Below are 25,957 nucleotides of genomic sequence, written 5' to 3'. Positions count from 1 at the left end.
TAGTCAGTGCTCACTGTGAGTCGACGGGCGGGGCTTGGTTCCCTTTGGGGCTCAATAGCCCGCCTGAGGATCGACGGTAGTAAGCGCTTCCCCCGCCTCGAAGGCGCGCAGGTAGGCAATGACCTGATCGATGGCATCGTTTAGTGGCGTGGGTGCGGCCATGTGCGGCGTCACCATGACCCGAGGGTGATGCCACAGCGGATGATCGGCGGGCAGTGGCTCTTCGGCGAACACGTCAAGCACGGCACCGCGCAGCCGCCCCTTACCCTCTGGCGCACCTAGCGCATCGAGCAAAGCGGCTTCATCGATTAGGTTGCCGCGCCCTGGGTTGATAATACTCGCGCCCTCGGGCAGCAGCGCCAAGCGCTCGGCGTTGAGCAGATGATGGGTTTCGACGGTATCGGGCAGAATGGTGACCAACGACTGCACGTTCGCCAGCAGGGTACGCAACCCTTCTTCGCCGTGATGGCAGGTGATGCCGTCGATCTGCTTGGGCGAACGGCTCCAACCGTAGACCGGAAAGCCTGCCTCGCGCAGCGTCAGCGCCACGTGGCGCCCAATGGCGCCCAGGCCGAGAACGCCGACTGGCCAATCGGTCTTGTCGACCACATCATGCGGCTGCCAGGCGGCGTTTTGCTGCTGAACGGCATAGCGATCCAGGCTGCGATAGTAGTGCTGGACGCCGTAGAGCACGTAATCGGCCATCAGCTCGCCCATGCCAGCATCGCGTAGCTTGACGATGGGGACGTCGCGGGGAAGCCCTGGTGTCTTGAGCAGATGATCCACCCCGGCCCCCAAGTTGACGATGCCCTTGAGCCGAGTCTGCTCTTGAATCAGTGTCGCTGGAGCTTTCCATACGGCTAGATAGTCGGCGCCTCGGCGCTCCTCTTCAGACGCAGCGCTGGTCAAAATGGTGGCATGGGGAAGGGCGGCGGCGAGCGCTTCTTGCCACTGATCGGCATTGCCGGTGTGTACGACGACTTTCATGGGTGGTGTGTCCTGTCTGCCAACGCGCCTTTAGAGCGCGTTTAGAATGAAAAATTGTGTTTTTATCATGGGTGAGGAGCTCTCCTGACTGCAAGCGCTGTGCATTCGCCTACGCTGAACGAAGACGCTCAGGGTAAAGGGAGTTTGCCATGACCAAGACGGCACCACGTAAGGTGACGCGCCATCGCTGTGGTAAAGGTTTCACCTACAAAACCTCGCGAGGGGCGACGTTCAAGGACGCACGCTGGCGCAAGTGGATAGCTTCACTGGCGATTCCGCCTGCCTGGCAGGAGGTCGAGATCACGCTCGATCGGCGCCACCACATCCATGCCGTAGGCCGCGACGCCGCCGGGCGCAAGCAGTACATCTACAACCCCGAGTGGCGCGAAGAGCGCGAGATAATGAAGTTCGATCGCATCATCGACTTCGCCCAGCGCTTGACCACCATGCGCCGGATTACCGGCCAGCACCTCATTCTCGATGGATTACCGCGTGAAAAAGTGCTCGCCTGCATGGTGCGACTGATCGACAGCGCCTACTTTCGCCCTGGAAGTGAACGCTATCGCCAGGAGAACGACTCCTACGGCCTGACCACGATGCGCTCCAAGCACCTCACCATCGACGGCGACGAGTTGATCTTCGACTATCGGGGCAAGAGCGGTCAGCAGCAGCACCGGGTGGTGGAGGATGCCCGTCTAGCCGCCGTCGTCGCCGAGCTCGACGACATGCCGGGCTATGAAATCTTCAAATACCTCGACGCCGATGGTCACAAGGTGCGGGTGGATAGCGCCGATCTCAACGACTACATCCATGAGGTGATGGGGGAGGCCTTCAGCGCCAAGGATTTTCGCACCTGGGCGGGCACTTCCATCGCCGCGCTGGCGCTCGAAGAGCTAGGCGTGGGTGACGACGATAAAGCAAGTCAGAAGAACGTGCGTCAGGCCATCGAGCGGGTAGCGACTTCACTGGGCAACACGCCAAGCATTGCGAAGGCGAGCTATATCGACCCCCGCGTGGTCGAGAGCTACCTGGATGGCCGAACGCTCGAGCATTTTCGCAAGCTCGTCGAACGCGAGCTGGAAAACGATGAGTGGTTCGGCGCCGACGAGCGCGCGGTATTGAAGCTATTGCAAAGCCGCCTGCGCGACAAAGCCTCTTGACCACAGCCCCTTAACCAAAACCTCTTAACCAAAGGCAACACCGGGCGGCTGCATAAAGGCTTTGACCCGCGCCCGCAGGGTGGTGCTAGTATCGAGCCAAGACGACATTGGCGTGCCGCAGTGGCCAGGTCGATCTTGGCCCGACGCCCTTCGGCGCCGGTTCTTGGTGATCTTTGATGGCGAGTTGCCGATGACTGAGGTTTCCCTGCCTTTCACTCGCGAAGAGTATGCCAACCGCCTGTGGAAGGTGCGTGCCGAGATGGCCGTTCGTGGTATCGACGTATTGATCGTAAGTGACCCCTCCAATATGGCGTGGCTGACCGGCTACGACGGCTGGTCGTTCTACGTGCATCAGTGCGTGCTGGTGGGGCTCGAAGGCGAGCCGGTCTGGTTTGGGCGGCGCATGGACGCCAACGGCGCGCTGCGCACCTGTTGGATTTCGCCCGACAATATCACCTATTACCCCGACTACTACGTCCAAAACCCTGACATGCACCCGATGGACTATCTGGCGCAGTCGATCATGCCCGATCGCGGCTGGCACACTGGGGTCGTGGGTATGGAAATGGACAACTACTACTTCTCCGCCAAGGCCTACCAGAGCCTGTTGCGCGAACTGCCCCACGCCCGCTTCATGGACGCCAACGCCCTAGTCAACTGGTGCCGAGCGATCAAATCCCCCCAGGAAATCAACTACATGCGCACGGCCGCCAAGATCGTCGAAGGCATGCACTCGCGTATTTTGGAGGTGATCGAACCGGGCCTGCCCAAGAGCAAGCTGGTTTCCGAGATCTACCGCGTGGGGATCGAAGGCTTCGTCGATGAAAACGGCCAAGTGTTCGGCGGTGATTATCCCGCCATCGTGCCTATGCTGCCTACCGGTAAGGACGCCGCCGCGCCGCACCTGACCTGGGACGACACTCCTTTTCGTCAAGGCGAAGGGACCTTTTTCGAGATCGCCGGGGTGTTCAAGCGCTACCACGCGCCCATGTCGCGCACGGTGTTTTTGGGGCGCCCGCCGATCGACTTCATTCGCGCCGAATCCGCGCTGCTGGAAGGCATCGAAGGCGGGCTTGCGGTTGCAAAGCCGGGTAACTGCACCGCCGATATTGCCATGGCCTTGGGCGCGGCCATGGATAAGTATGGCTTCGACCGGGGCGGGGCGCGCTGCGGCTACTCCATCGGCCTCTCATACCCGCCGGACTGGGGCGAGCGCACCATGAGTCTGCGCCCCTCGGACGAGACGATTCTACAGCCGGGCATGACCTTCCATTTCATGCCGGGGCTCTGGGTCGAGGACTGGGGGCTCGAGATCACCGAGAGCATTCTGATCACTGAGACGGGCTGCGAGACTCTCGCTAACTTTCCGCGCCAGCTATTCGTCAAATAGCTGCTGATCCATTACCCATGAAGGAGGGACCATGACGCTGCGACCAAGCCCGATCTCCGCCACCGTCGACTTTGACGCCGACGGCGTTCAGCACGGCTTTTTAAAGCTGCCGATCTCCACCGATGTCTCCGCCTGGGGCGCGGTGATGATTCCGATTACCGTGGTGAAAAACGGTGAGGGCCCCACGGCGCTGTTGACCGGCGGCAACCACGGCGACGAGTACGAGGGCATCACGGCGCTGCTAAAACTCGCGAATACGCTCACAGCCGAAGACGTGACCGGCCGGGTGATCATCGTGCCCTGCATGAACACCCCAGCGGTGATGGCGGGTACACGTACCTCGCCGATGGACAAGGGCAACCTCAACCGCAGCTTCCCCGGCGACCCCAACGGCTCCGTTACCGTCCAGATCGCCGACTACTTCACCCGCGTACTGGTACCCATGAGCGACGTGGTGCTCGATCTGCACTCCGGCGGGCGTACGCTGGATATCTTGCCCTTTGCTGCCTCCCACGTGCTCGACGATAAACGCCAGCAGCGCGCCGCGCTGGAGGGTGCCAAAGCCTTTGGTGCGCCCTACGCCATGGTGATGTTCGAGCTCGACGCCGAGAAGCTCTTCGACACCGCCTGCGAGCGCCAGGGCAAGGTGTTCGTGGCCACCGAACTGGGCGGCGGCGGTACCTCGACGCCTTCGAGCATGGCGATTAGCGAGCAGGGCGTACGCAATTTCCTGATCCACTACGGCCTAGTGGCGGGCGAAGTGGTCATGCCTCAGGGCGGCCAGATCTACCTCGACATGCCCGATGCCCGCTGCTACGTGCAGAGCGAACACGTGGGCGTGCTGGAGCTGACCGTGGCGCTGGGCGATGCCGTCACCCAAGGCCAGACGATTGCCTACGTGCACGACATGACCCGCACCGGTAGCCAACCGGTGGCTTACATTGCCGAGCGCGACGGCGTGCTGATGGCGCGCCGCGCCCCGGCGCTGGTCAACATGGGCGATACCATCGCGGTGATCGCCGACGTGGTCGACTCGCTCGATGCCTGAATAAGCATAACTATTTATCGCTGTGGGATGCCATGAAGCTCGACCGTTACGACCTCAAGATCCTCGATATCCTTTCGCGGGATGGGCGGATCACCAAGTCCAAGCTCGCCGAGGCGATCAACCTCTCGGTGAGCCCCTGCTGGGAGCGGGTCAAGCGCCTGGAAAAAGCGGGCGTCATCCAAGGCTATAGCGCGTGTATCGATGCCCAGGTGCTGGTGCCGCGCAATCCTGTTTGGGTGCAGATCGAGCTCAAGGCCCATAACGCCGAAAGCTTTGCCCGCTTCGAAGCGCTGGTACAAACGACCCCCGAGGCCACCGAGTGCGTGGCGGTCGGCGGAGGGGTGGATTATCTGGTCAAGTTCGAAGCGCGCTCGATCGACAGCTACCAGCGGCTGATGGATCGCTGGCTGGTAAGCGATGTCGGTATCGAGCGCTACTTCACCTATATCGTCACAAAGACGGTCAAGTACGCACCGCTGGCGATCGATACCGACGCGCTACTCTAGCCTCGCTAGCGTACGCCGAAAAACCAGCACGCAGAAAAAAACGCACGCCTTTGGCCCAACGACAAAAAAAACCGACGTTCCCGCTGCGTGGTTCAAAAACTCTTCGTCGTCGACTTCCCTTACCCTGAGGGCAGTTCCCACCTATCTATCGCCGGTGGGTGCACTGCCCTAAGAGTGCCCCGAAGGAGGTACCCATGACGACGCTATCGACCACTCTCGCCAAACGGCTTAACGACCCGCGCTTGCTCCGCCAGTATGCCTACGTCAACGGCAAATGGACCCACGGTAGCGAAGGCCGCGAAGAGGCAGTGATCGACCCCGCCACGGGTGAATCGATTGGCCATATTCCCCTGCTCGAAGCCGAGCAGATCAAAGCGGCGGTGGATGCCGCCGAGGCGGCGTTTACTCAGTGGCGCGCGCTGCGTGCCGACGAGCGCTGCGAGCGCTTACTTGCCTGGTACGACCTGATTCAGGCCCATCGCGAAGACCTGGCGCTGGTGATGACGTTAGAGCAGGGCAAGCCGCTGCCCGATGCGCGCGGTGAGGTAGAGTACGGTGCCAGCTTCGTGCGCTGGTTCGCCGAGGAGGGTAAACGCACCTACGGCGAGACCATCCCAAGCCATATTCCCAACGCTGCGCTGGGAACGCTCAAAGAGCCCGTGGGCATTGCTGCACTAATCACGCCGTGGAATTTTCCGCTGGCGATGATCACCCGTAAAGCCGCCGCTGCCCTGGCCGCAGGCTGCCCGGTGATCGTCAAGCCGGCCAATGAAACGCCTTATTCGGCGCTGGCGCTTGCCGAACTCGCCGAGCGTGCGGGCATTCCCGCCGGTATCTTTAACGTCGTGCTGGGCGAGGCCGCCGAAGTCTCGCGGATCCTCTGCGCCGAGCCGCGAGTCAAGGCGCTGTCGTTCACGGGTTCGACCCGCGTCGGTCGGCTGCTGATGGAGCAGTGCGCGGGCACCGTTAAGCGGCTCTCGCTCGAACTTGGCGGTAACGCGCCCTTCATCGTCGGCCCGGATATGGACCCGCGCGAAGCGGCCCTTGCTGCCGTTGCGGCGAAATTTCAAACGGCAGGGCAGGACTGTCTGGCGGCCAACCGGATTTTGGTTCACGTCTCCATTCATGACGCCTTCGTCGAACACTTTGCCGCGCGTATGGCAGCACTCACCGTGGGCAATGGTCTGCACGGCGAGACCGATCTCGGCCCCCTGATTCACCGCCAGGCGGTGGAGAAGGCCGCCGCCATTGTCGATGACGCCATTTCGCGTGGCGCTACCTTAGTGGCCGGCGAGCAGCGCGACGCGCCGGGCGAGAATTTCTTCATGCCGGTCCTGCTGACCGGGGTCACACCGGAGATGAAGGTGTGGCGCGAGGAGAACTTCGCGCCCGTGGCGGGCATTACCGCCTACCACGACGATGACGAGGTCATCGCCATGGCCAACGACACCGAATACGGCTTGGCAGCCTACGTCTATACCTACGACATTCGGCGCATTTGGAAGCTCATGCGCGCGCTCGAGTACGGCATGGTCAGCGTCAACTCGGTCAAGATGACCGGCCCGCCCGTGCCCTTTGGCGGCGTGAAACAGTCCGGCCTTGGCCGCGAAGGCGGTGCCTGCGGCATCGACGAGTACCTGGAAACCAAGTATTACTGCCTCGGCGCCCTGGGCTCCGTATCGGGCAGCTGAGTTTCGCCTTGCATCTTTTTATCGAGTCGCCCGAAGCCGGGCGCCTCTCGCTATCAGAGTGAGAATCTTATGAGCCTGCATCAAGAGCTGATCGAGCGCGATCGCAAAGTGACGTTCCACGCCTCCACCCACCTGCGCGACTTCGCCCACGGCGATGCGCCGGGCCGCGTCATCACCGGCGGCAAGGGCATCCATATCGTCGATAAGGACGGCCGCGAGCTGATGGACGGCTTCGCTGGCCTCTACTGCGTCAACGTTGGCTATGGGCGAACCGAGATCGCCGAGGCGATCTACCAGCAGGCGCTTGAGCTCTCCTACTACCACACCTACGTGGGCCACTCCAACGAGCCGCAGATCGCGCTCTCCGAGCGCATTTTGAAGATCGCGGGCATGAACATGTCCAAGGTCTACTACGGTATGTCGGGGAGTGATGCCAACGAAACCCAGCTCAAACTCGTGCGCTATTACAACAACGTGTTGGGGCGGCCGCAGAAGAAAAAGGTCATCTCGCGCATGCGTGGCTACCACGGCTCGGGCATTGCCTCGGGCTCGCTCACCGGGCTCAAGGCGTTTCACGACCACTTCGATCTGCCCATCGATACCATTCGCCATACTGAGGCGCCGCATTACTACCTGCGCGCGGCCGAGCAGCACGGTATGAGCGAGCGTGAGTTTTCGGCCTTCTGCGCCGAAAAACTCGAAGCGATGATTCTCGAAGAGGGACCGGATACCGTCGCCGCCTTCATCGGCGAGCCCGTTCTGGGCACGGGCGGTATCGTGCCGCCGCCGGAAGGCTACTGGGACGAGATCCAAGCGGTGTTGGAAAAGTACGACGTGCTGCTCATCGCCGACGAAGTAGTGTGTGGCTTTGGCCGCACCGGCTCCGACTTTGGCAGCCACCACTACGGCATGCGACCGGACTTGGTGACCATCGCCAAGGGGCTGACCAGCGCGTATCAGCCGCTGTCGGGCGTTATCGTGGGTGAGAAAGTATGGAAGGTGCTGGAAGAGGGCACCGGTGAGTACGGCCCCATCGGCCACGGCTGGACCTACTCGGGCCACGTGCTAGGCTGCGCGGCGGGTATCGCCAACCTCGACATCATCGAGCGCGAAAACCTGGTGGGCAACGCCGCCGAAACCGGAAGCTACTTCCAAAACCGCCTGAAAGCGACCTTCGAGGGCCATCCGCTACTCGGCGACGTGCGCGGCGTGGGCCTAATGGCCGCACTCGAGTTCTCCCCCGATGCGCGTCAGCGGCGGCACTTCGACCCCGCGCTCAAGGTCGGGCCGCGAGTCGCGATGGCGGCGCTGGAGGAGAACCTGATCGCGCGTGCGATGCCTCAGGGCGACATTCTCGGCTTCGCCCCGCCGCTGGTGATCAACCGTGACGAAGTAGACGACATGATCGCCCGTGCCAAACGCGCCATCGACCGCGTTACCGATGAGCTCGTGCGCTCGGGCGATCTGAAAAAGGGCAACCAAGAGGCCGCCCTGACGCTATAAGCGCGCCGTCCTTCTGCTTGCCCTCAGGCGGGGTCGATGGTCAACAGCAGGCGTTTGTCGCCTGCGGCCATCGGCGGGCTGCGATGCACCAAGCCGCGTGTTTCGCAGCCCTCCCAGCCGCTGCCTTTAATTAACGCCACATCGCCTAGCTGCAAGCGCTGGATGGCGCTGGCATCGGTCAGCGCCTCGGGGCGCCCCGGTATCGGCGCGCCTAAGCCTGCGCGATCGACCGCCGTGTCGGGAAGCCATTCACTGCCAGGGCCAAGATAGGTCGTAAGCAAGCGCACGGGAAGGTTGTCGCAGTGAAAGCGCGGGCACATGGTCTGGTCGAGATGGCGCAGGCGAATGCCGACCGTCTCGGTATCGAACAGGTAGGCGACGGCTTCGGCAAGAGTTTGTACGTCCTCGATCAGCGCATCGGCGGCATCCGGTGAGGGCAGGCGCAAACGCAGATCCTTGTGCATGGTTTCATCTGGCGAGCCGAGCCAGGAGAACTGCCACGCGCGGGTGCACTGAGCCTGAGCGCTCATGACGATATCGGCGGGCAGGGTGCGCGTCATGATGGCAATGGTGATCTCGTCTTCGAAGATGCGGGGCAGCACGCTAATGTCGGCATCGCTGGCCGCGTGATCGATGGCGAGCGAAGCGGGAAGGGCGGATGGCGGCATGAGACTCCTCGACGCAGTAGTGAATGGGAAATGCCAACAGGTGAACGGGCGACGTATCGCAACAGCATAAGTGATATGTTATAACATTTTTAATGAGCGCGTCGGTAACCGGCACGTAGCGATATCTGAACGAGAGGCGAGAACGCGATGGCCCAAGAGAGTTCGGCGACGGAATCCGTGAAGGCAACGGAGTCCCCAAATACCCATTCCGCGAGTATGGAACATAAGAGAGCGGAAAGTGGCAGTGTACACAGTGGCGATGGTCTAAGTAGAGATAGCATCAAAGCGCGCGAAGACGCGCTACTGGCCATGCCGAGCGACGCCTATATGAACGGTGAGCAGCTCCACTTCTTTCGCCAGCGGCTCGAAGCCGAGCGCAGCGACGTCGAAGCGCATCTCCGCGAGGTGAAGGGCGATATCGCCTTTCACGAGCGCGGCAGCGACGAGTCTGATCAAGCCTCCACCGAAGAGGCGCTGCGTTTGGCGCTGCGCCAAGCAGATAGAGAGACGCGCCTTTTGCACAATATCGAGGCCGCCATCAAACGCATCGATAGCGGCGACTACGGCTACTGCGAAGAGACCGGCGAGCCCATCGGCATCGCTCGCTTGCTGTTTCGCCCCACGGCCAAGCTCTGCATCGAGGCCAAGGAGCGCCAAGAGCAGAAAGAACACCACTACCGTAAGGCAAGACGCGAGGTATGAGCGATACGCTAATCCCGGTCAATTTATTGACCGGCTTTCTAGGTAGCGGCAAGACCACGCTGCTCAACCGCTGGGTTCGCCAGCCCTCCATGCGCCACACCCTCGTGGTGATCAACGAGTTCGGTGAGGTCGGGTTGGATCACCGCCTCGTCACCCAAAGCGACGAGCAAGCGGTGGTCGAGATGAGCAGCGGCTGTCTTTGCTGCACGCTGCGAGGGGATTTGAGTCGCACGCTATCCGAGGCGTTGAGCTCGCTTGAGGAAGCTAGCAAGCCGCTGCCCGAGCGCGTCGTGATCGAAACCACGGGCCTTGCCGATCCGGGGCCGCTGCTTCAATTGATGATGACCGACCATTTCCTGGCGCACCGTTTTCGGCTCGATAGCGTCGTCTGCTGCGTCGATAGCGCGGTGGGCGAGGCTACGCTTCAGCGCCACGAAGAGTCACAGCGCCAGGTGGCCCTGGCCGACCGCCTGCTGCTCACCAAGACCGATTTGGCGGATGAAACGCGGGTCTCGCGCTTGGCCAATCAGCTTGCCAAGCTCAACCCGGCCGCGGAGCAGTGGCAGATCGTCGAGGGCAAGGTCGATTCGCAGCTTCTAGTAGGCGCAGGTCTTTATCACGGCAAAACGCAGCGCTACCAGCCTGCGCATTGGCTCAAAGCCGAGCGCTACGTATTCGATGCTCCGCCAAGCGGTGCCGCGCTACTCAACCCTAGCGCGACGGCTAGCGCTCCTACGCTGCATAGCGATATCTCTACTTTCTCCTTTGAGGTGGCAACGCCCATTGCCCCTGAGGCGCTGGAGAACTGGCTGGATCTGCTCATGAGCTTCATGGGTGAAAAAATTCTGCGCATGAAAGCCATCGTCTATTTGAGCGATCGCGACGCGCCGGTAGCGCTGCACGGCGTGCAGCACATCTTCCACCCACCCACGACGCTACCTGCCGAAACCGTCGCCAGCGCCGCGTCGCAGTTCGTGTTCATCACTAAAGGGGTCGAGAAAGAGACTGTAGCCGAGCTGTTTCGATTTTTTAATAGCTAAAAATTATAAAAATTTTTGGGTAATAACCTATTTAAATCCGGCGTTATCATCCCAACTCCTTTATAGTGAAGGCTCGAAACGATAATGCTTCTACACTTTCTACCCATGAAGAGGAGCGCGTAATGTCACTGCGTATCAACGCCACCGTACCCGATTTCGATGCTCAGACCAGCCAAGGGACCATTCGCTTTCACGACTGGATTGGTGATAGCTGGGCGATTTTGTTTTCCCATCCCAAGGACTTCACACCGGTATGCACCACCGAGTTTGGTGCCGTGGCCACGCTTTCCGATGAGTGGAAAAAGCGCGGCACCAAGGTGATCGGGGTCTCCGTCGATGGCGTCGAGGACCACAAGCGCTGGGCAGGCGACATCGCGCAGTACAGCGGCAGCCAAGTCGATTTCCCCATCATCGCCGATGAGGGGCTCGAAGTGTCCAAGCTCTTCGATATGCTGCCCGAAGACGCCTACCTGCCGGATGGACGCACGCCGGCCGATAGCGCCACGGTGCGTTCGGTGTTCATCATCGGCCCGGATAAGAAGCTCAAGCTCTCTATGACCTACCCGATGACTGTAGGACGTAACTTCGCCGAGATCCTGCGCGCGCTGGATGCCCTGCAGGCTACGGTACAGCACGGTATCGCGACTCCCGCCGACTGGACCGTGGGTCAGGATGTGATCATTCCGCCGAGCGTCTCCGACGATGATGCCAAGGCCAAATTCGGCGATTTTGACGCCGTATTGCCTTACCTGCGTAAGACATCGCTAAAATGACCGTCACCCAATGACGCTGTTTATAATCGATGCCTGACCGACGGCCTGCTTTGCGGGCCGTCGTCGTTTGTAAGGCTCAATGGGTGGGCAGTGCCAACTGATCGACGGAGCTCGATACCCCGCGTGCGCCGGTGAGGATCTCGTTGACGATGATTTCGATCTCGCCAACGCTTGCCTGGCTGCTTTTACCCTGGGCCACCACCTCGGCGACGGCTTGGCTCGTGCGCTCGACCAGTTCGCTGTTCTCCTTCAGCACCCGAGTGATCTCATCGACCGCCTCGCTCGACCCGCGCGCCAGTTGGCGTACTTCGTTGGCTACCACGGCAAAGCCGCGCCCTTGCTCCCCGGCCCGGGCAGCCTCGACGGCGGCGTTCAAAGAGAGCAGATTGGTCTGGTTGGCGATCTTGGCAATCGACGCGGTGATGCTGTTGATGGTCTGCGCCTGTTGGTTGAGCGCGGCCATTAGCTTTTGAGCGTTTTCGAGCGTCTGTGCTGCCTGGCGTGACTCTTCGAGCACGCGTTGAAGGTGGGCAAGGCCGTTTTGAGCGATCTGTTCGGTCTGAGTCGAGGTGCTCTGGGCGGTTAGCACCGCCTGCTTGGCTGCCTCGTTCTCCGCCATGGCCTGGGTGATATCGGTGGCAAATTTGACAACCTTGATGACGTTGCCGCGCTCGTCGTATACCGGGTTATAGGTCGCTTCTAGCCATACGCTGTGCCCCAGGGCGTTTACGCGCTCGAACTTACCCTGCTTCAAATGTCCTTGGGCGAGCTCTTGCCAGAAAAGCCCCAACCGATCGTCGAGGTGCTGAGGACAAAACATACGGTGATGTTGGCCAATGATCGATACGTTGCGATAGCCCATGGTGCGCTCGAAATTGGCGTTGGCGTTGAGCACCGTACCGTCGGGTGAGAATTCGATCACCGCCATGGAGCTATCCAGTGCTTTCAGCACGGCGCTCTGGCTTTGCGCTGCCTTATGCTTGAGCGAAATGTCGCTGGCGATTTTAATGATATGTGTAACCCGGTGGCGGCGATTGCTCACGGGAAGGTAGATCGCCTCGAGCCAGAGCTCGCTACCGTCGGCATGCAGGCGGCGGTAGCTGCCCTGCTGCGCCTCACCGCTGGCAAGCGCCAGCCAGAAGCGCCGGTAATCGGGTGCTGCGATCTCTTCGGGAGCGCACAAAATGCTGTGGTGCTGCCCTACGATTTGATCGAGCGAGTAGCCTACTTTGTCGAGAAACAGGGGGCTCGCGTTCTTGATCACGCCTTCGGGCGTGAAGTGGATCGTGGCGGTATGTGCCTGAAGCGCCTGGGGCAGGGCGGCGTGTCGGTTGAACGAAAGCATGGGGGGCCTCAAAAAGGGCAATAGGCGATCTATGGCGTAAACGATAGCAGGAAATGATTTTTCTGTTGAGCTTTTGTACTGCTTTTGTACAAATACTTTTTTGTAAGAATTAAAGGGCGTTTGAAAGGCAGCGGTGGCTTTACAGGTAACCGAATGTAAGGTTTATGGAATTTAGTTTGCGTAATTTATTTTTGCCAGCAAATAAAATCGAACGGTCGTTCCTTTTGGTGCTAAAGCGTCTCATTGTGTTTATCATTGTTGTCAACGCAGAGGCTGGATAGAATGCCGCAAATAGCCTTTAGCGTTATCGGCGTTTGAGCGCCTCCTAAAAATTACTCGCGGATCGAACTCATGTCGTTAGGGAACACTTCCGGTCAACTGGCTGCGCGCCGTAAAGCGCGGCTTTCTCGCGTGCTGACGCTCCTGGCATTGGGCATTGCGCCCGTAACCTCCTGGGCGCAGACAAACGCCGATGCGCAGGCGCTGGATACCGTCACCGTCATGGGCGCCATCCCCACCTACGGCGATACGCCGCCGCCGCCTTACGTCGGCGGCCAAGTCGCCGCCGGTGGCCGGTTGGGTCTGCTGGGTGAAAAGGATGCCATGGACGTCCCCTTTAACGTCATCAGTTACACCAGCGAATTGATCGAGAACCAGCAGTCCCAGACGCTGGGCGATACGCTGCAGAACGACGCTTCGGTATCGGTGGGGCAGGGCTTCGGAATTTACGGTGAAGCGTTCAAGGTGCGCGGTTTTAACCTGACCGGCGACGACGTGGCCTATGGCGGCCTTTACGGTGTACTGCCGCGCCAAATCATCAATAGCGATCTCGCCGAGCGTATCGAGGTATTCAAGGGTGCCAGCGCCTTTACCTCGGGCATTCCCATTGGTGGCAGTGGCGGCATCGGTGGCACCATCAATATCGAGCCCAAGCACGCCGGTGACGAGCCGATGCTCAAGTTCTCAAGCGGCTATCGCTCGGACAGCTACGGCGAAGTAGGGGTGGATGCCAGCCAGCGCTTCGGCGACCAGCAAGAGTGGGGCGCGCGGGTCAGCGCCGTGCGTGGGCGCGGCGATACCGCCATCGACGCCGAAAGCCAGCGCGATACCTCGGTCGTCGTCGGGCTCGACTATCGCGGTGAGCGGGGCCGCGTGCTGTTCGATTTTGGCCATCAAAAGTTCACCCTCGATGGCGGCCGCTCCAGCGTTAGAACCAACGTTGCAACCCGAGTGCCCGCTGTGCCGGATTCCTCCCTAAACTATACGCCTTCTTTTGGTGGTACCGACCTAGAAACCAACTTCGGTATGGTTCGGGGTGAATATGACCTCACCGACGCCTGGACTGCTTTCGCCGCTGTGGGAGGAAATCGCACACTCGAAGGCATCGTATCAGCGACTCCGCGGCTTATCGATGATGTGGGTAATGCCAGTGTCAGTGACTTCGAAACGCGCAATCATATCGATAACTTTGCCAGCCAGGCCGGACTTCGTGGCTATATTGTAACGGGGCCAGTGAGCCATGATGTGACCTTCGGCTACTCGAGTGCCTATCGTAACTTCGATACCGACTGGAGCTCCCTGGCGGCTGGGGCGACCAATATTTACGATCCTGTCGATCTAACACGGCCGGATGGCGTGCCGTTCTACGGAGGCAGCGTAACCCGTACCCGCTCCCAAGGCGTCACCTTGAGCGATACGCTCGGCTTCTGGGACGATCGGGTACTGCTTACCCTGGGAGCACGCTATCAGGAGCTCGAAATCGACGAGCGTCCCAACGCTGGCGGTAGCAATCGCTATGCCGATCGTCGTGTGACGCCTGCCGTGGGGGTGCTCTTCAAGGCCAACCCGAACGTTTCGCTCTACGCTAACTACGTCGAAGCGCTGCAGGATGGCGGTACGGTTAGCGATACGACCGCTACGAACTTTGGCCAGCATCTAGGTATTGCCCACGCCGAGCAGCATGAACTTGGCGCCAAGTTCGATTACGGCCAGCTGGGCGGCGGTATCAGTCTGTTTCAAATCGAGCTCCCGACCGCGAGCGTCATTGACGGCGTTGGCGGCCTCAATAACGAACAGCGCAACCGCGGTATCGAGCTGAGCCTTCACGGTGAGCCGAGCGAAGGTGTGCGCCTTTACAGCAGTGCAGCCTGGATCGATGCCGAGCTGACCAAAACCCAGGATGGCAGCCAAGGCAACGATGCTACCGGTGTGCCCGATTATCGCTTCGTATTCGGCGGCGAGTGGGATACGCCCTTCGTCGAGCGCCTAACGGCCACCGGACGCGTCGTGCACACCGGCTCGCAGTATGCCGACGTCGCCAATAATCTGGAGCTGGATTCCTGGACGCGCCTCGATCTCGGTCTGCGCTACACAACGCCGATCGGCGGTGCCGATTGGGTCTGGCGTGCAGGGATCGACAACGTCACCGACGAAGATTACTGGGCGGGCGCTTCCACGGCCTTTGCTGGTTATCTGATCCAAGGCGAGCCGCGTACCTTCAAACTCTCGGCCACCGTCGAGTTTTAAACCACACGCCACTGCTTGGCTGATCAAACGCGGGCGCTTTTCAAAAGCGCCCGCGTTCTTTGTAGTGTATTTGCTGGTATACTCGCGGCTCGCTTGAATGATGATACCCACTCTAACGACGCTCCCTGCCATGCACGCTTCGACACATTTGAGTCCACCCTAGGTTTTTGCCTTCCCCTCTTCGCGTGACGGCGTTCGTGCGCTGCGTTCGGCTGCGCGCGCGCTTTTCTGTTTTCCGACAGTTTTCTCCATAACGTTATCAACGACACGTTATCAACGACACATTCTGGATCTTGCCATGGCTCTGTTTGATCGACACGAGTGGTTTTCTAATATCAAAGGCGACACCCTTTCGGGGATCGTCGTGGCGCTGGCGCTGATTCCCGAAGCCATCGCGTTCTCCATCATTGCGGGGGTCGACCCTAAGGTCGGGCTTTACGCCTCGTTCTGCATCGCGGTGATCATCGCCTTCGCCGGTGGACGACCGGGTATGATCTCGGCAGCCACGGGGGCCATGGCGCTCTTGATGGTGACGCTGGTGCGCGAGCACGGCCTCGAGTATCTCTTCGCCGCCACGCTCTTGACCGGCGTCGTGCAAATCGCGGTAGGCTACTTGAAGCTTGCCGAGCTGATGCGCTTCGTTTCGCGCTCGGTGGTGACCGGCTTCGTTAACGCGCTGGCGATTCTTATCTTTATGGCCCAGCTACCCGAGCTCACCGGCGTCACCTGGCACGTCTACGCCATGACGGCGGCGGGCCTGGGTATCATCTATCTGTTTCCCTACCTGCCGCTGGTGGGCAAGTCGTTGCCGTCACCTCTGGTGTGCATCGTGGTGCTGACCATCGTCTATCTGGTAAGCGGCATGGAGATTCGCACCGTGGGCGATATGGGCGCGCTGCCAGATACGCTGCCGGTGTTCCTCTGGCCCGACGTCCCTCTCAACCTGGAAACGCTGTCGATCATCCTGCCTTACGCCTTGATGCTGGCGGTGGTGGGGTTGCTCGAGTCGATGATGACGGCGACCATCGTCGACGACATGACCGATACGCCCAGCGACAAGAACCGCGAGTGCAAGGGTCAAGGGCTTGCCAACATTGGCGCGGGCTTAATGGGCGGCATGGCGGGGTGCGCCATGATCGGTCAGTCGGTGATCAACGTGACCTCCGGTGGGCGTGGGCGTCTGTCGACCTTCATTGCGGGCGCGCTTTTGCTGGTCATGGTGGTGTTTCTCTCCGATTGGGTGTCGCAGATTCCCATGGCGGCACTGGTGGCGGTAATGATCATGGTGTCGATCGGTACCTTCGACTGGGGGTCGATCCGCAATCTTAAAAGCCATCCGCTAAGTACCAACGCGGTGATGCTGGCAACCGTAGCGGTGACCGTGGGGACGCATAACCTGGCCCTCGGGGTCTTTGCCGGTGTGCTACTGGCGGCGGTGTTCTTCGCCAACAAGGTGAGTAAGCTCTTGGTGGTCGAGAGCGAACGCGATGAAGCGAGTGGCGTGCGCCGCTATCGGGTGAGCGGACAGATATTCTTCGTCTCTACCCAGCGTTTCATTGCGGCGTTTGACTTCAAAGAGGGATGCGAGCACGTGGTGATCGATCTTACTCAGGCCCATTTCTGGGACATCACTGCCGTACAGGCGCTCGATCGCGCGGTTGCCAAGTTCCGCCTCGCCGGTACTCAGGTCGAGGTCGTTGGCCTCAACGCCGCCAGCGCTACGATCATCGATCGCTTCGCCAATCCTGACGCCGCGAGCGCGTCGGGTGGCCACTAGACACCCGTCGATGAGTGCGCAAACGGCAGCAGGCAAAGAGGTGCTCGAACGCTATCAGGTAGCGCTCTATCTTCTCGCCATTGCCCTGGGCGCTGCACTCGGTTGGGCCTCTCCCACGCTTGGCGAGGCGCTTGAGCTCTGGCTTTGGCCGGTGCTGGCGGGGCTGCTGTACGCCACCTTTACTCAGGTGCCATTCGCAAACGTTACTCGTGCGCTGCGCGATATCCGCTTCGTGATGGCGCTGATGGTGGGCAACTTCGTCATCATGCCCGCCGTCGTCTGGGGGCTGGTGCAGCTCGTGCCCCTTGGCCCGGCCGCAACGCTTGGGGTGCTGTTGGTATTGCTGATGCCCTGCACCGACTGGTTCATTGGCTTTGCTCACTTGGGGCGCGGCGACGGGGCCCGCGCGGTGGCCGTGGCGCCACTGCTGCTGGGGCTGCAGCTACCGCTGTTGCCGCTCTATTTGCACGTCATGCTCGGCGAGCGTTTGGCCCTCGCGCCGCTTATCACGTCGCTTCTGCCTGGCCTTGGCGTAATTTTTCTGCCCTTGGCGCTGGCGGCCCTCAGCGAAAAGCTGTCAGCGGGTAAGGTGACGGGGCAGAGGGGCGCCGCGCGTAAAGGCGCGCTCGCTATATGGATGGCGGCGATGGGCTGGCTGCCCGTACCGCTGCTGGCGGTGGTGGTCTTTCTCATTGCCTGTGCGCAGGTGCAGATCATCGGCGAGATCGGTGGCGCCTTTTGGCAGCTACTGACAATCTTCATTGCCTATCTTGCGGCGGCGGCGCTCGTGGGTAAAGCGCTGAGCACGGCGCTGGCGCCAAGGGCAGGGCGTACGCTCACCTTTAGCCTCGGTACGCGTAACTCTTTTCTCGTGCTGCCTCTAGCGCTCTCGCTCCCCAGCGGTTTTGAAGCGGCGGCCATCGTCATCGTCTTCCAGTCGCTGGTGGAGCTTTTCGGCATGCTCGTTTACGTGAGCTTGGTGCCCCGGCTCATTGGCGAGCCTGACGTTTCGCTGCGCGAACCTTAGCTGATACGGTGGTAGCCGTCGGCGACGCCACGCTTGCTGAGCACGAACTGCCAAAGCTGAATATGCCGGGCGCGAAACGCCCCCGCGCAGCTCAGCAGGTAGTAGCGCCACATCCGATAGAAGGCGTCGCCGAACTGATCGCGAAAGCGCGGCCAAGCGGCCTCGAAGTTGGCGTACCAGGCCATCAGCGTGCGGTCGTAGTCGGCGCCGAAGTTATGCATGTCTTCGGTGATGAAAAGGCCATCGGTGGCCTCGCTTACGTGAGTTAGCGAGGGCAGCTCACCGTTGGGGAAAATATACTTGTCGATCCATGGATCGGGCAGGGTATCGCGAACGTTCTTGCCGATGGTGTGGAGCAGAAAGAGACCATCCTCGGTCAGGCAGCGGTGGGCCATCGCCATGAAGTCGCGGTAGTTTTTATGCCCCACGTGCTCGAACATGCCGATGCTGACGATCCGGTCGAACTGCTCGCTCTCCAGGCGGTAGTCCTGCAGCCGAAATTCGACCGGTAGGCCCTTGTGTATCAGCGTCTTGCCATACTCTGCCTGTTCGCGCGAAATCGTCAGTCCCACGCACTCCACGCCGTAGTGCTCGGCGGCATAGGCCATGAAGCTGCCCCAACCACAGCCGATATCGAGCACGCGCATACCGGGCTCAAGGCCGATCTTGCGGCATATCAAGTCGAGCTTGGCCTCTTGCGCGGCGTCTAGCGTCGTCGCCTCGCGCCAGTAGCCGCAAGTGTAGGTCATGCGTCGATCAAGCATGGCGGCGTAGAAGTCGTTGCCCAGGTCGTAATGAGCTTCACCCACGCGCCAAGCGCGTTTGAGGCTCTGACGGTTGAGCAGGCGCGTGGCAAGCGCGTGGTAAATCAGCTTTCCGGTATTTACCTGCTCGGGCAGGCGCGCGTTCAAAAGACGATAGAAAAAGTCGTCGAGCCGTTCGGCCTCCCAGTGGCCTTCGATATAGCTCTCGCCGAGGCCGAGGTTTCCTCGCGCCAGAGCATTTTCGATAACGCCCGGGGCCATCAACTGAATATCCCAGGCGCGTTCGCCGTCGATCTGAATATCTGCCTTGGCTAGCAGATCGGCAATGAAGCGATAAGAAGAGGAGTGCTCGTCGAAGAAGCGATGGTGATGTGACAGCGCTGTGTTTTCCAAGCCAGTTACCTCCGTTGTGCCTGCTCTGTGGGTTCACGAGCCGTCGACGGTGGCATGGGAAAAACCCAGGGTACCGTTAGGACTCGCCGGGCACGCATGAGACGTTTACGTGTCAGAAAATATATTAGCAGGCTATCAAGTTTTTAAAAGGTGACGACTTGAAACAATGCCGATGTCAACGGGCGTGGGCAGATACGAGTCCGTGAGAAGGCGTCTACCTAAGAGCGCCGAGCCACCTGCGCGCCCCAAGCGGCAAAGGCAAGCCAAAGCGGTGGGGTAAGAAGAAAGTAGGCCAGAGCGGTAAGGGGTGCGTGGGTCTGGAGCAGCGTAAGACTCTCCAGGCTAAACAGCGAAAAGGTCGTGAAGCCGCCGCAGAAACCGGCGACCACGAAGCTCTGCCAGCGTTGGATAAACCCGCCGGGCGTGGCACTGGCGCGCGTTGCCCACCAGGCGATCAGCCAGGAGCCGAGCAAATTCACGCCAAGCGTGGCCCAGGGAAAGCCGCTGCCGACAAAGGCCAAGCAGGCAAGCGAGACGCCGTAGCGCAGCACGCTTCCCAGCGCGCTACCGGCTGCCACGGCAGCATAGTGATTGAGCTGGCCTCCCAAAGCGCGATTCACCCCCTTCATGGCGTTAATCCACCAAAAAGCGCTGCCCCCAAGGCGGCGGCCAGTAGACCGCCGTAGAGCGTTGCAACCCCATTGCAAAGCGCTTTGACGCCTTTGCCCTGCTGCCATAGTGCGAGCGTTTGCAGGCTGAACGAGGAGACCGTGGTGTAGCCGCCAAGCAGCCCACCCACGACCAGCAGCCAAGCAAGGTCAGCCTCCCCCTGAGGGAGACCGTGATGGCCAAGCCAAGCGCCCGCGACGAAGGCGCCGCTTAAATTGACTACCAGCGTGCCCCAGGGAAAGGGCGGCGGAAACCGGCGCGCGACGGCGTTTGACAGGGCAACACGCAAAACGCCGCCGAGGGCTCCCCCGGCGGCGACTAACAGCAGTGGCAAAATAGCGTGGATCAGACCGTTACCTCGGTGGCTGTCTGCTTGGCGCCGATATGGGCGCCGGACTGGTTGATGCCCGAGATCAGCGCCTTCAGTGAGGCGCTAACGGTGTCGCTATCCTCGGCCACGGAGCAGATGCGCTGGCCGTCGATGTTGAGCTGGACGAAGGCGATGGCATTGGCATCGCTATCGCCGCCAAGCGAATGCTCACTGTAGTCGAGAATACTGATGCTACGCCCCGAGTGGCGCGCCCAGGCTTGGGTAAAGGCCGACATGGCGCCGTTTCCGCTGCCGCTTAGGCGCAGAGTTTCATCGTTATGGCGCAGGGTGATCTCGAGGGTCTCACCGGTGCCCTTGGCCAAGCGGTAGTCGGTAAGCGTCAGCGGCGCCTCGACGGTAAAGCGCTCGAAGAGCACGTCGCGCACGACGGCGCTGCTCAATTCGCTTGCGCGCTTTTCGCTCTCCTGCTGCACGTGGGGCGCGAGGGCGAGCATCATCCAGCGCGGCAGATTGATGCCGTAATCGCGCTCCAGCAAGAACGCCATGCCGCCCTTGCCGGATTGGCTATTGACGCGAATAACCGCTTGGTAATCGCGGCCGATGTCGTGCGGGTCGATGGGCAGGTAAGCGACCTGCCAGGGCTCGTCGGGGCGCTGCTTTTTGAGCGACTTGCGAATGGCGTCCTGGTGGCTGCCGGAGAAGGCGGTGTAGACCATCTCGCCGATCCACGGATGACGCGGATGAATGGCGATCCCGGTGCAGTCGTTGACCACCTGAATGATCTCGTCGGGCTGGGAGAGATCGAGTTCGGGATCGATCCCTTGGCTGTAGAGGTTCATCGCCAGGGTGACGATATCCATGTTGCCGGTACGCTCGCCGTTACCCAAGAGCGTGCCCTCGACGCGCTCGGCACCGGCCAGCAGCGCCAGCTCCGCCGAGGCCACCGCGCCGCCGCGGTCGTTGTGGGTATGCACCGAGATGATCACGCTGTCGCGATTTTTGATGTGCTGGCAGAAGTACTCGATCTGATCGGCGTGATGATGCGGGCCTGCCACCTCCACCGTGGTTGGCAGGTTGAGAATGCACTTGTTCTCGGGCGTCGGCTGCCAGACGTCCATCACCGCCTCGCAGATGGCGATCGAAAAGTCGATCTCGGTGCTGGAGAAGCTTTCGGGCGAGTATTGGAAACGCCAGGCCACGTCTGGATAGCGCTCGGCGTAGGTCTTGACCCAGGTCGCGCCCTGAACGGCGATATCGGTGATACCGGCGCGATCCATCTCGAAGACGCGCTCGCGCTGAATCGTCGAGGTGGAGTTGTAGAGGTGGATGATTGCACGCTTCACCCCCACCAGAGACTCGAAGGTCTTTTCGATCAGGTGTTCGCGACACTGCACCAGCACGGCAATAGTGACGTCGTCGGGGATTTGATCCTCTTCGATCAGCCAGCGAACGAAATCGTAGTCGGGTTGGCTCGCGGAGGGAAAGCCAACCATGACCTCTTTGATACCGACCTTGATGATCTGATGCCAAAAGCGCTGCTTCTGCGCCACGGTCATCGGTTCAAGTAGCGCCTGGTTGCCATCGCGTAGGTCCTCGCTCACCCAGATAGGAGCGTGGTCGAGGTCGCGGTCCGGCCATTGGCGGTCGAAGGCGGGAACGCGCGGCGCGGGGCGGTACTTGCGATGATCAAAGGCAGCCATGTCGATATCCTGAAAGTCAGCGGTAATCGGGAAAGGTCTCGACGGGTAGCGAAACCGGTCAACCAGACGCGGCGGGATGTGCCGCTCAAGGTTCGTCTGCTTTTGGCAGTGTAGCCAGTGTACGCCGAACGCCGTGGCAGATGGTTGCGAAAAACGGCTACTTTGGCGATGATTTGGAAGATAGTGCCGACCGATTGAAATTTTTTAGCAGGAACTGCGCAATGGCGACCGACGTACTGACGCTGGATCGATTTGACCGCCACATTCTCACCATCCTCCAGCAGGAGGGGCGGATCAGCAACCAAGAGTTGGCTGACCGCATTGGGCTTTCCCCTTCGCCCTGCCTGCGCCGGGTGCGTGCTCTAGAGGAGCACGGCTTGATTCTCGGCTATCGCGCCGATGTCGACTCACGCCCCTTGGGCTATCAGCTGATGGCGCTATTGCATATCGCCATGGACCAGCATACGCCCGAGCGTTTCGATAACTTCGAGCGCCACGTGCGCGAGATTCCCAACGTCATCGAGTGCTTGATCATCACCGGCCAGTCGGCGGATTTTCAACTCAAGATTCTGGTCAGGGACATGGACGACTATCAGCACCTGCTGCTGCACGTGATCAACCGGATCGAGGGCGTGACCGGCGCGCACACGAGTTTCGTACTACGCCGGGTGTTCGAGCGCCGCCCCATCCCTGTAGAGTAAGTCCGGTCGAGTAAGCCGGTGAAGTAAGCGGGCGTGGCGCCTTGTTTCGCAACGCCATATGGTCAGCGCTAAGGCAGGCGTTTACACTGCCTTTTTTCCTAAAACCAGTGAGGTTTGCCATGACCATTCAGCGCCACGATACCAAAGCCCGCATGAGCCGCGCCGTGATTCACCAGGGCGTGGCCTATCTGTGCGGCCAGGTCGCCGGGCCCGAGGCGCGCCAGGGCGATATCACCGCGCAAACCGAGAGCATGCTGGCGCGCGTCGATGCGCTGCTCGAAGAGATCGGCTCTAGCCGCGAGCAGCTGCTTAGCGCCACTATCTATCTCAGCCATGGTGAAGACTTCGCCGCCATGAACGCCGTATGGGACGCCTGGGTGCCCGAAGGTCATGCGCCCGCACGTACCTGCGTGTGCGCCCCCATGCCCGCCAGCGAGCTCAAGGTCGAGATCACCGTCACCACTGCGGTGAACTAATCGACGACCATCCAGTTCGCTTTGCCGCCCTTAGTGGGCGGCTTTTCCTGCCCCACGCTTGCGCTGTGTGATTTTCTTTTGCGCGCCCTTTTGGCTTGCATCGCTGCTCGCTTTGTTTGCCGTTTCGGGCGGAAAGCGAGTATCGCGCAAACTCTCTTTGATCGTCTTGAGATGAGGTAGGAAATCCTCTCCACGGCGCAATGTGACGCCGGTAGCCAGGGCGTCGATCAGCGTTAGCTGAACCATTCTCGAGGTCATTGGCATGTAGTGGTCGGTATCTTCCGGCGTATCGACGGCAAGCGTTGCCGTGCACTCGCGGGCGATGGGCGAGTCGGGCGCGGTGATACCGAGCACCACTGCCCCTGCTTGGCGGGCAAGGCGTGCTATATCGACCAACTCTCGGGTGCGCCCGGTGTAGGAGATCACCACGACCACGTCACCGGTATGGCAGGCGGCGGCAACCATGCGCTGCATCAAAACGTCGATGTAGACGCTGACCGGCAGGTTGAAGCGAAAGAACTTGTGCTGGGCGTCCTGAGCCACGGCGCCTGACGTGCCGAGGCCGAAAAAGTGAATCTGTTTGGCCTGGGCAAGGTAGTCGACCATACGCTCGACGGCTGCGATATCGACCTGGCGCTGAGCTTCGTCGAGAGCGGCAATGGTGGCACCGAAGATCTTGCTGGTGTACTGCGCGGCGTTATCGCCGGGCTCGACGTTACGAGTGACGTAGGGCGTACCGCCCGCCAGGCTCTGCGCCAGCTTGATCTTGAAATCGGGGTAGCCCTTGGCGCCAAAGTTGCGGCAAAAGCGATTGACCGTGGGCTCGCTGACGCTGGCGGCATTGGCCAGGTTGGCGATGCTAAGGCTAGTGGCAGCCGCAGGGTCGGCGAGGATTACATCGGCGACCTTGCGCTCGGAGCGGTTGAGCTCCTCCAGGCGTTCGCGCAGGCGTTCGAGCAGGTCGTGCGCCATTAGGGGGTCTCCGGGGTCGAAAGGTGATCAGAAGGCGTCCACGTCTCGCACCACTGTGTGAACGCATCGGCGGGCAGGGGCCTGGCATACAGAAAGCCTTGGGCCATTTCGCAGCCGATCGAGCGCAGGTAGTTGGCTTGGGCATCGGTTTCGATGCCTTCGGCCACGACGTCACGCCCCACGCTATGGGCGAGTTGGACGATGGTGCGCGCCAGTTGGCGATCAATGTCGTTCTCTTCGAGATCTTTGACGAAGAAACGGTCGATCTTGAGCGTCGAAAACGGCAGCGTTTTCAAATAGGCAAGTGAAGAGTGCCCTGTGCCGAAGTCGTCGATCGCCACGGCGATACACGTCTCGGAAAGCAGGGTAAGCTGCTGGATGGCATTTTTCATGTCGCCCATAAGCCCTGACTCGGTGACCTCAAGCGCCAAATAGCGCGGCGGAATGTTGCGCTGGCTAAGGCGGGCGAGTAGGTCTTCGGCAAAGGTTCGCCGTGCCAACTGACGCGCCGCGACGTTGACGGCGATATGGAAATCGTCGCCCAGTAGCCCCTGAGCGCGCCAGCGTTGGATATGCGCGAGGGCCTCGTCGATGACCCACTCGCCAATGGCGAGAATGTCGCCGCTGGCTTCGGCCAGAGGAATAAACAGCCCCGGTGAGACGCTGCCCAGCGTCGGATGGTCCCAGCGCAGCAACGCTTCGGCACCAATAATGCGGTGCGTTCGCATGCACAGCTTGGGCTGGAAGGCGAGCCACATTTCACCGCGCAGGTGAGCATCGCGTAGCGCTTGTTGCAAGCGCAGACGCTCGAGACGCTGTTCGGCTAGGGGTTCGCTATAGCGTTGAATAGCGTTCTCGGCTTGCTGGGGGAGAGCCAGTGCCGCTTGATGCACGAGGCGCTCGGCGTCACATGCCGTTTGCGCTTCATCGACGTGCCAACTGATACCGATCCGCGCTTTGATGGGTAGCAGCAAGTCGTCTAGCGCCTGGTCGTGCTCGAAGTGGCCTAGCACCTGCTCGGCAAGTTCATCGAGCTCGGCCAAGGCGCTACAGGGGGCAACGACGAGAAATTCGCTGCCGCCCCATAGCCCCAGCGTAGGTGCTTCGGTTGGCCGTTGTTGGGCGTGCTCGGCAAGCGCCAGGGACAGTCGAGCGCCGAGCTGCTGCATCAACGATTCGGTGACGCGATAGCCGTGTAGGCGAATGGTGTCATCCAGGCCATCGAGGGCAATGAACAGCAAGCCCAAATAGCCTGCTCGCGGCGCTTGTTCGATCTGCTGAATCAACCCCCGGCGGTTGGGTAGCTGAGTGACGGGGTCGGTACGCGACTGACGATCGAGCTCGCGGGTGCGTTCGGTGACTACCTGGGCAAGCGTGACGGCTTCTTCATCGCGCTGGCGAAAGCGCTGCTCGACGTTGAGCGTATTGCGGATGCGCTGCAGGACTTCGTCATGCTTCAGCGGCTTGGTCAAAAAGTCGCGCACACCCATCTTCAGCGCGCGATGGCGCGTCTCGTCATCGATCTGTGCGGTAAGCACGATGATCGGCGGCGCCTTGTCACCGAGAAGGCTCTGTAACTGTTCGATGACCGCGTAGCCATCCATGATCGGCATGCGAATGTCGAGCAGGATCAGGTCGGGTAGCCGTATCAGGCAATGGGGCATTACCTGGCAAGGGTCGTTGATACCAATGACGTCTTCGAAGCCGTGATCGTCGAGCAGGTCGAGCATTAGCTCGACGTTGGCGGCGTTGTCATCGACGACGAGTAGGTGTGGCTCGGTCATGTCCATTGCGGTCACATCCATGTC

General features: G+C 60.7%; 23 protein-coding genes. 14 read left to right on the top strand and 9 right to left on the bottom strand.

From position 1 onward, the window contains the following. Positions 1-51: 51 nt before the first annotated feature. Positions 52-987: a 2-hydroxyacid dehydrogenase gene (locus tag LLY24_RS10580; RefSeq protein ID WP_259036255.1), complete on the bottom strand. Its 936-nt coding sequence runs from the start codon at positions 985-987 to the stop codon at positions 52-54. Positions 988-1,136: 149 nt separating this feature from the next. Here LLY24_RS10580 and LLY24_RS10575 point away from each other — a divergent pair, with 149 nt between their 5' ends. From LLY24_RS10575 to LLY24_RS10550, 6 genes are all read left to right on the top strand, one after another. Then, the gene (locus tag LLY24_RS10575; protein ID WP_259036254.1) at positions 1,137-2,147 is read left to right on the top strand and encodes a DNA topoisomerase IB; all 1,011 of its coding nucleotides are present in this window, start codon (positions 1,137-1,139) and stop codon (positions 2,145-2,147) included. Positions 2,148-2,337: 190 nt separating this feature from the next. Next, positions 2,338-3,537: an ectoine hydrolase DoeA gene (gene doeA / locus LLY24_RS10570; protein ID WP_259036253.1), complete on the top strand. Its 1,200-nt coding sequence runs from the start codon at positions 2,338-2,340 to the stop codon at positions 3,535-3,537. A 31-nt stretch (positions 3,538-3,568) separates the two neighbouring features. Beyond that, entirely contained in the window at positions 3,569-4,585 is a 1,017-nt protein-coding gene (gene doeB / locus LLY24_RS10565) for a N(2)-acetyl-L-2,4-diaminobutanoate deacetylase DoeB (protein ID WP_259036252.1), read from the top strand. Positions 4,586-4,617: 32 nt separating this feature from the next. After that, complete coding sequence (locus tag LLY24_RS10560) at positions 4,618-5,091, top strand: Lrp/AsnC family transcriptional regulator (RefSeq protein WP_259036251.1); 474 nt, start codon at positions 4,618-4,620, stop codon at positions 5,089-5,091. Between the two features lie 194 nt (positions 5,092-5,285). Continuing rightward, entirely contained in the window at positions 5,286-6,782 is a 1,497-nt protein-coding gene (locus tag LLY24_RS10555) for an NAD-dependent succinate-semialdehyde dehydrogenase (RefSeq protein ID WP_259036250.1), read from the top strand. A gap of 69 nt (positions 6,783-6,851) precedes the next feature. Next, the gene (locus LLY24_RS10550; RefSeq protein ID WP_259036249.1) at positions 6,852-8,285 is read left to right on the top strand and encodes an aminotransferase; all 1,434 of its coding nucleotides are present in this window, start codon (positions 6,852-6,854) and stop codon (positions 8,283-8,285) included. Between the two features lie 23 nt (positions 8,286-8,308). Here the strand turns inward: LLY24_RS10550 and LLY24_RS10545 are convergent, their stop codons facing one another. Beyond that, positions 8,309-8,953, bottom strand: a complete 645-nt coding sequence (locus tag LLY24_RS10545; protein WP_259036248.1) for a DUF1826 domain-containing protein — start codon at positions 8,951-8,953, stop codon at positions 8,309-8,311. A gap of 216 nt (positions 8,954-9,169) precedes the next feature. Here LLY24_RS10545 and dksA point away from each other — a divergent pair, with 216 nt between their 5' ends. The 3 genes from dksA to LLY24_RS10530 all read left to right on the top strand — a co-directional run bounded on the left by dksA (position 9,170) and on the right by LLY24_RS10530 (position 11,468). Then, positions 9,170-9,655 carry an RNA polymerase-binding protein DksA gene (dksA, locus tag LLY24_RS10540; protein ID WP_259036247.1) on the top strand — a complete coding sequence of 162 codons (486 nt, stop codon included), beginning with the start codon at positions 9,170-9,172 and terminating at the stop codon, positions 9,653-9,655. Then, positions 9,652-10,695 carry a CobW family GTP-binding protein gene (locus LLY24_RS10535; RefSeq protein WP_259036246.1) on the top strand — a complete coding sequence of 348 codons (1,044 nt, stop codon included), beginning with the start codon at positions 9,652-9,654 and terminating at the stop codon, positions 10,693-10,695. The genes dksA and LLY24_RS10535 overlap by 4 nt, the downstream gene beginning before the upstream one ends. Positions 10,696-10,817: 122 nt before the next feature. Next, on the top strand, positions 10,818-11,468 hold the full coding sequence (locus LLY24_RS10530) for a peroxiredoxin (protein WP_259036245.1): 651 nt from the start codon (positions 10,818-10,820) through the stop codon (positions 11,466-11,468). A 76-nt stretch (positions 11,469-11,544) separates the two neighbouring features. On the opposite strand, the gene LLY24_RS10525 is transcribed toward LLY24_RS10530, so the two are convergent. Continuing rightward, the gene (locus tag LLY24_RS10525) at positions 11,545-12,813 is read right to left on the bottom strand and encodes a methyl-accepting chemotaxis protein (RefSeq protein WP_259036244.1); all 1,269 of its coding nucleotides are present in this window, start codon (positions 12,811-12,813) and stop codon (positions 11,545-11,547) included. Positions 12,814-13,164: 351 nt separating this feature from the next. Here LLY24_RS10525 and LLY24_RS10520 point away from each other — a divergent pair, with 351 nt between their 5' ends. The 3 genes from LLY24_RS10520 (at position 13,165) to LLY24_RS10510 (ending at position 18,143) form a co-directional block, all read left to right on the top strand. Beyond that, entirely contained in the window at positions 13,165-15,339 is a 2,175-nt protein-coding gene (locus LLY24_RS10520) for a TonB-dependent receptor (RefSeq protein WP_259036243.1), read from the top strand. A 298-nt stretch (positions 15,340-15,637) separates the two neighbouring features. Further along, a complete protein-coding gene (locus tag LLY24_RS10515) occupies positions 15,638-17,116 on the top strand; it encodes a SulP family inorganic anion transporter (RefSeq protein ID WP_259036242.1) in 1,479 nt (492 codons plus the stop codon). A gap of 10 nt (positions 17,117-17,126) precedes the next feature. Further along, positions 17,127-18,143 carry an arsenic resistance protein gene (locus LLY24_RS10510; RefSeq protein ID WP_259036241.1) on the top strand — a complete coding sequence of 339 codons (1,017 nt, stop codon included), beginning with the start codon at positions 17,127-17,129 and terminating at the stop codon, positions 18,141-18,143. On the opposite strand, the gene cfa is transcribed toward LLY24_RS10510, so the two are convergent. The 4 genes from cfa to LLY24_RS10490 all read right to left on the bottom strand — a co-directional run bounded on the left by cfa (position 18,140) and on the right by LLY24_RS10490 (position 22,000). Continuing rightward, a complete protein-coding gene (cfa, locus tag LLY24_RS10505) occupies positions 18,140-19,300 on the bottom strand; it encodes a cyclopropane fatty acyl phospholipid synthase (protein WP_259036240.1) in 1,161 nt (386 codons plus the stop codon). The two genes, LLY24_RS10510 and cfa, sit on opposite strands and share 4 nt — an antisense overlap. 218 nt (positions 19,301-19,518) lie before the next feature. Beyond that, the gene (locus LLY24_RS10500) at positions 19,519-19,929 is read right to left on the bottom strand and encodes a fluoride efflux transporter FluC (RefSeq protein WP_259036239.1); all 411 of its coding nucleotides are present in this window, start codon (positions 19,927-19,929) and stop codon (positions 19,519-19,521) included. Next, a complete protein-coding gene (locus tag LLY24_RS10495; protein WP_267135280.1) occupies positions 19,926-20,303 on the bottom strand; it encodes a fluoride efflux transporter FluC in 378 nt (125 codons plus the stop codon). The genes LLY24_RS10500 and LLY24_RS10495 overlap by 4 nt, the downstream gene beginning before the upstream one ends. Before the next feature lie 11 nt (positions 20,304-20,314). Further along, positions 20,315-22,000: a 2-isopropylmalate synthase gene (locus LLY24_RS10490; protein ID WP_259036238.1), complete on the bottom strand. Its 1,686-nt coding sequence runs from the start codon at positions 21,998-22,000 to the stop codon at positions 20,315-20,317. Between the two features lie 221 nt (positions 22,001-22,221). Here LLY24_RS10490 and LLY24_RS10485 point away from each other — a divergent pair, with 221 nt between their 5' ends. Continuing rightward, positions 22,222-22,701 carry an Lrp/AsnC family transcriptional regulator gene (locus tag LLY24_RS10485; protein ID WP_259036237.1) on the top strand — a complete coding sequence of 160 codons (480 nt, stop codon included), beginning with the start codon at positions 22,222-22,224 and terminating at the stop codon, positions 22,699-22,701. Between the two features lie 119 nt (positions 22,702-22,820). Further along, positions 22,821-23,177: a RidA family protein gene (locus LLY24_RS10480; protein ID WP_259036236.1), complete on the top strand. Its 357-nt coding sequence runs from the start codon at positions 22,821-22,823 to the stop codon at positions 23,175-23,177. A gap of 30 nt (positions 23,178-23,207) precedes the next feature. Here the strand turns inward: LLY24_RS10480 and hexR are convergent, their stop codons facing one another. Together hexR and LLY24_RS10470 are read right to left on the bottom strand one after the other, a co-directional pair. After that, entirely contained in the window at positions 23,208-24,149 is a 942-nt protein-coding gene (gene hexR / locus LLY24_RS10475; RefSeq protein WP_282563387.1) for a transcriptional regulator HexR, read from the bottom strand. Further along, positions 24,149-25,954: an EAL domain-containing response regulator gene (locus tag LLY24_RS10470; RefSeq protein WP_259036235.1), complete on the bottom strand. Its 1,806-nt coding sequence runs from the start codon at positions 25,952-25,954 to the stop codon at positions 24,149-24,151. The genes hexR and LLY24_RS10470 overlap by 1 nt, the downstream gene beginning before the upstream one ends. Between the last annotated feature and the right edge of the window lie 3 nt (positions 25,955-25,957).

The organism is Halomonas dongshanensis (genome assembly GCF_024790395.1).
GTDB lineage: Bacteria > Pseudomonadota > Gammaproteobacteria > Pseudomonadales > Halomonadaceae > Vreelandella > Vreelandella dongshanensis.
The sequence above is the reverse complement of the archived record's forward strand: the minus strand, read 5'-3'. Positions and strand labels throughout refer to the sequence as shown.

What these genes read in the sequence shown, in the direction of transcription:
- LLY24_RS10500 (WP_259036239.1), bottom strand. Translation starts at nt 19,929, where the DNA reads ATGAAGGGGGTGAATCGCGCTTTGGGAGGCCAGCTCAATCACTATGCT.
- doeB (WP_259036252.1), top strand. Translation starts at nt 3,569, where the DNA reads ATGACGCTGCGACCAAGCCCGATCTCCGCCACCGTCGACTTTGACGCC.
- LLY24_RS10535 (WP_259036246.1), top strand. Translation starts at nt 9,652, where the DNA reads ATGAGCGATACGCTAATCCCGGTCAATTTATTGACCGGCTTTCTAGGT.
- LLY24_RS10525 (WP_259036244.1), bottom strand. Translation starts at nt 12,813, where the DNA reads ATGCTTTCGTTCAACCGACACGCCGCCCTGCCCCAGGCGCTTCAGGCA.
- LLY24_RS10510 (WP_259036241.1), top strand. Translation starts at nt 17,127, where the DNA reads ATGAGTGCGCAAACGGCAGCAGGCAAAGAGGTGCTCGAACGCTATCAG.
- LLY24_RS10580 (WP_259036255.1), bottom strand. Translation starts at nt 987, where the DNA reads ATGAAAGTCGTCGTACACACCGGCAATGCCGATCAGTGGCAAGAAGCG.
- LLY24_RS10530 (WP_259036245.1), top strand. Translation starts at nt 10,818, where the DNA reads ATGTCACTGCGTATCAACGCCACCGTACCCGATTTCGATGCTCAGACC.
- LLY24_RS10560 (WP_259036251.1), top strand. Translation starts at nt 4,618, where the DNA reads ATGAAGCTCGACCGTTACGACCTCAAGATCCTCGATATCCTTTCGCGG.
- LLY24_RS10515 (WP_259036242.1), top strand. Translation starts at nt 15,638, where the DNA reads ATGGCTCTGTTTGATCGACACGAGTGGTTTTCTAATATCAAAGGCGAC.
- LLY24_RS10490 (WP_259036238.1), bottom strand. Translation starts at nt 22,000, where the DNA reads ATGGCTGCCTTTGATCATCGCAAGTACCGCCCCGCGCCGCGCGTTCCC.
- dksA (WP_259036247.1), top strand. Translation starts at nt 9,170, where the DNA reads ATGGAACATAAGAGAGCGGAAAGTGGCAGTGTACACAGTGGCGATGGT.
- LLY24_RS10545 (WP_259036248.1), bottom strand. Translation starts at nt 8,953, where the DNA reads ATGCCGCCATCCGCCCTTCCCGCTTCGCTCGCCATCGATCACGCGGCC.
- LLY24_RS10555 (WP_259036250.1), top strand. Translation starts at nt 5,286, where the DNA reads ATGACGACGCTATCGACCACTCTCGCCAAACGGCTTAACGACCCGCGC.
- hexR (WP_282563387.1), bottom strand. Translation starts at nt 24,149, where the DNA reads ATGGCGCACGACCTGCTCGAACGCCTGCGCGAACGCCTGGAGGAGCTC.
- LLY24_RS10480 (WP_259036236.1), top strand. Translation starts at nt 22,821, where the DNA reads ATGACCATTCAGCGCCACGATACCAAAGCCCGCATGAGCCGCGCCGTG.
- LLY24_RS10485 (WP_259036237.1), top strand. Translation starts at nt 22,222, where the DNA reads ATGGCGACCGACGTACTGACGCTGGATCGATTTGACCGCCACATTCTC.
- LLY24_RS10470 (WP_259036235.1), bottom strand. Translation starts at nt 25,954, where the DNA reads ATGGATGTGACCGCAATGGACATGACCGAGCCACACCTACTCGTCGTC.
- LLY24_RS10575 (WP_259036254.1), top strand. Translation starts at nt 1,137, where the DNA reads ATGACCAAGACGGCACCACGTAAGGTGACGCGCCATCGCTGTGGTAAA.
- LLY24_RS10520 (WP_259036243.1), top strand. Translation starts at nt 13,165, where the DNA reads ATGTCGTTAGGGAACACTTCCGGTCAACTGGCTGCGCGCCGTAAAGCG.
- LLY24_RS10550 (WP_259036249.1), top strand. Translation starts at nt 6,852, where the DNA reads ATGAGCCTGCATCAAGAGCTGATCGAGCGCGATCGCAAAGTGACGTTC.
- doeA (WP_259036253.1), top strand. Translation starts at nt 2,338, where the DNA reads ATGACTGAGGTTTCCCTGCCTTTCACTCGCGAAGAGTATGCCAACCGC.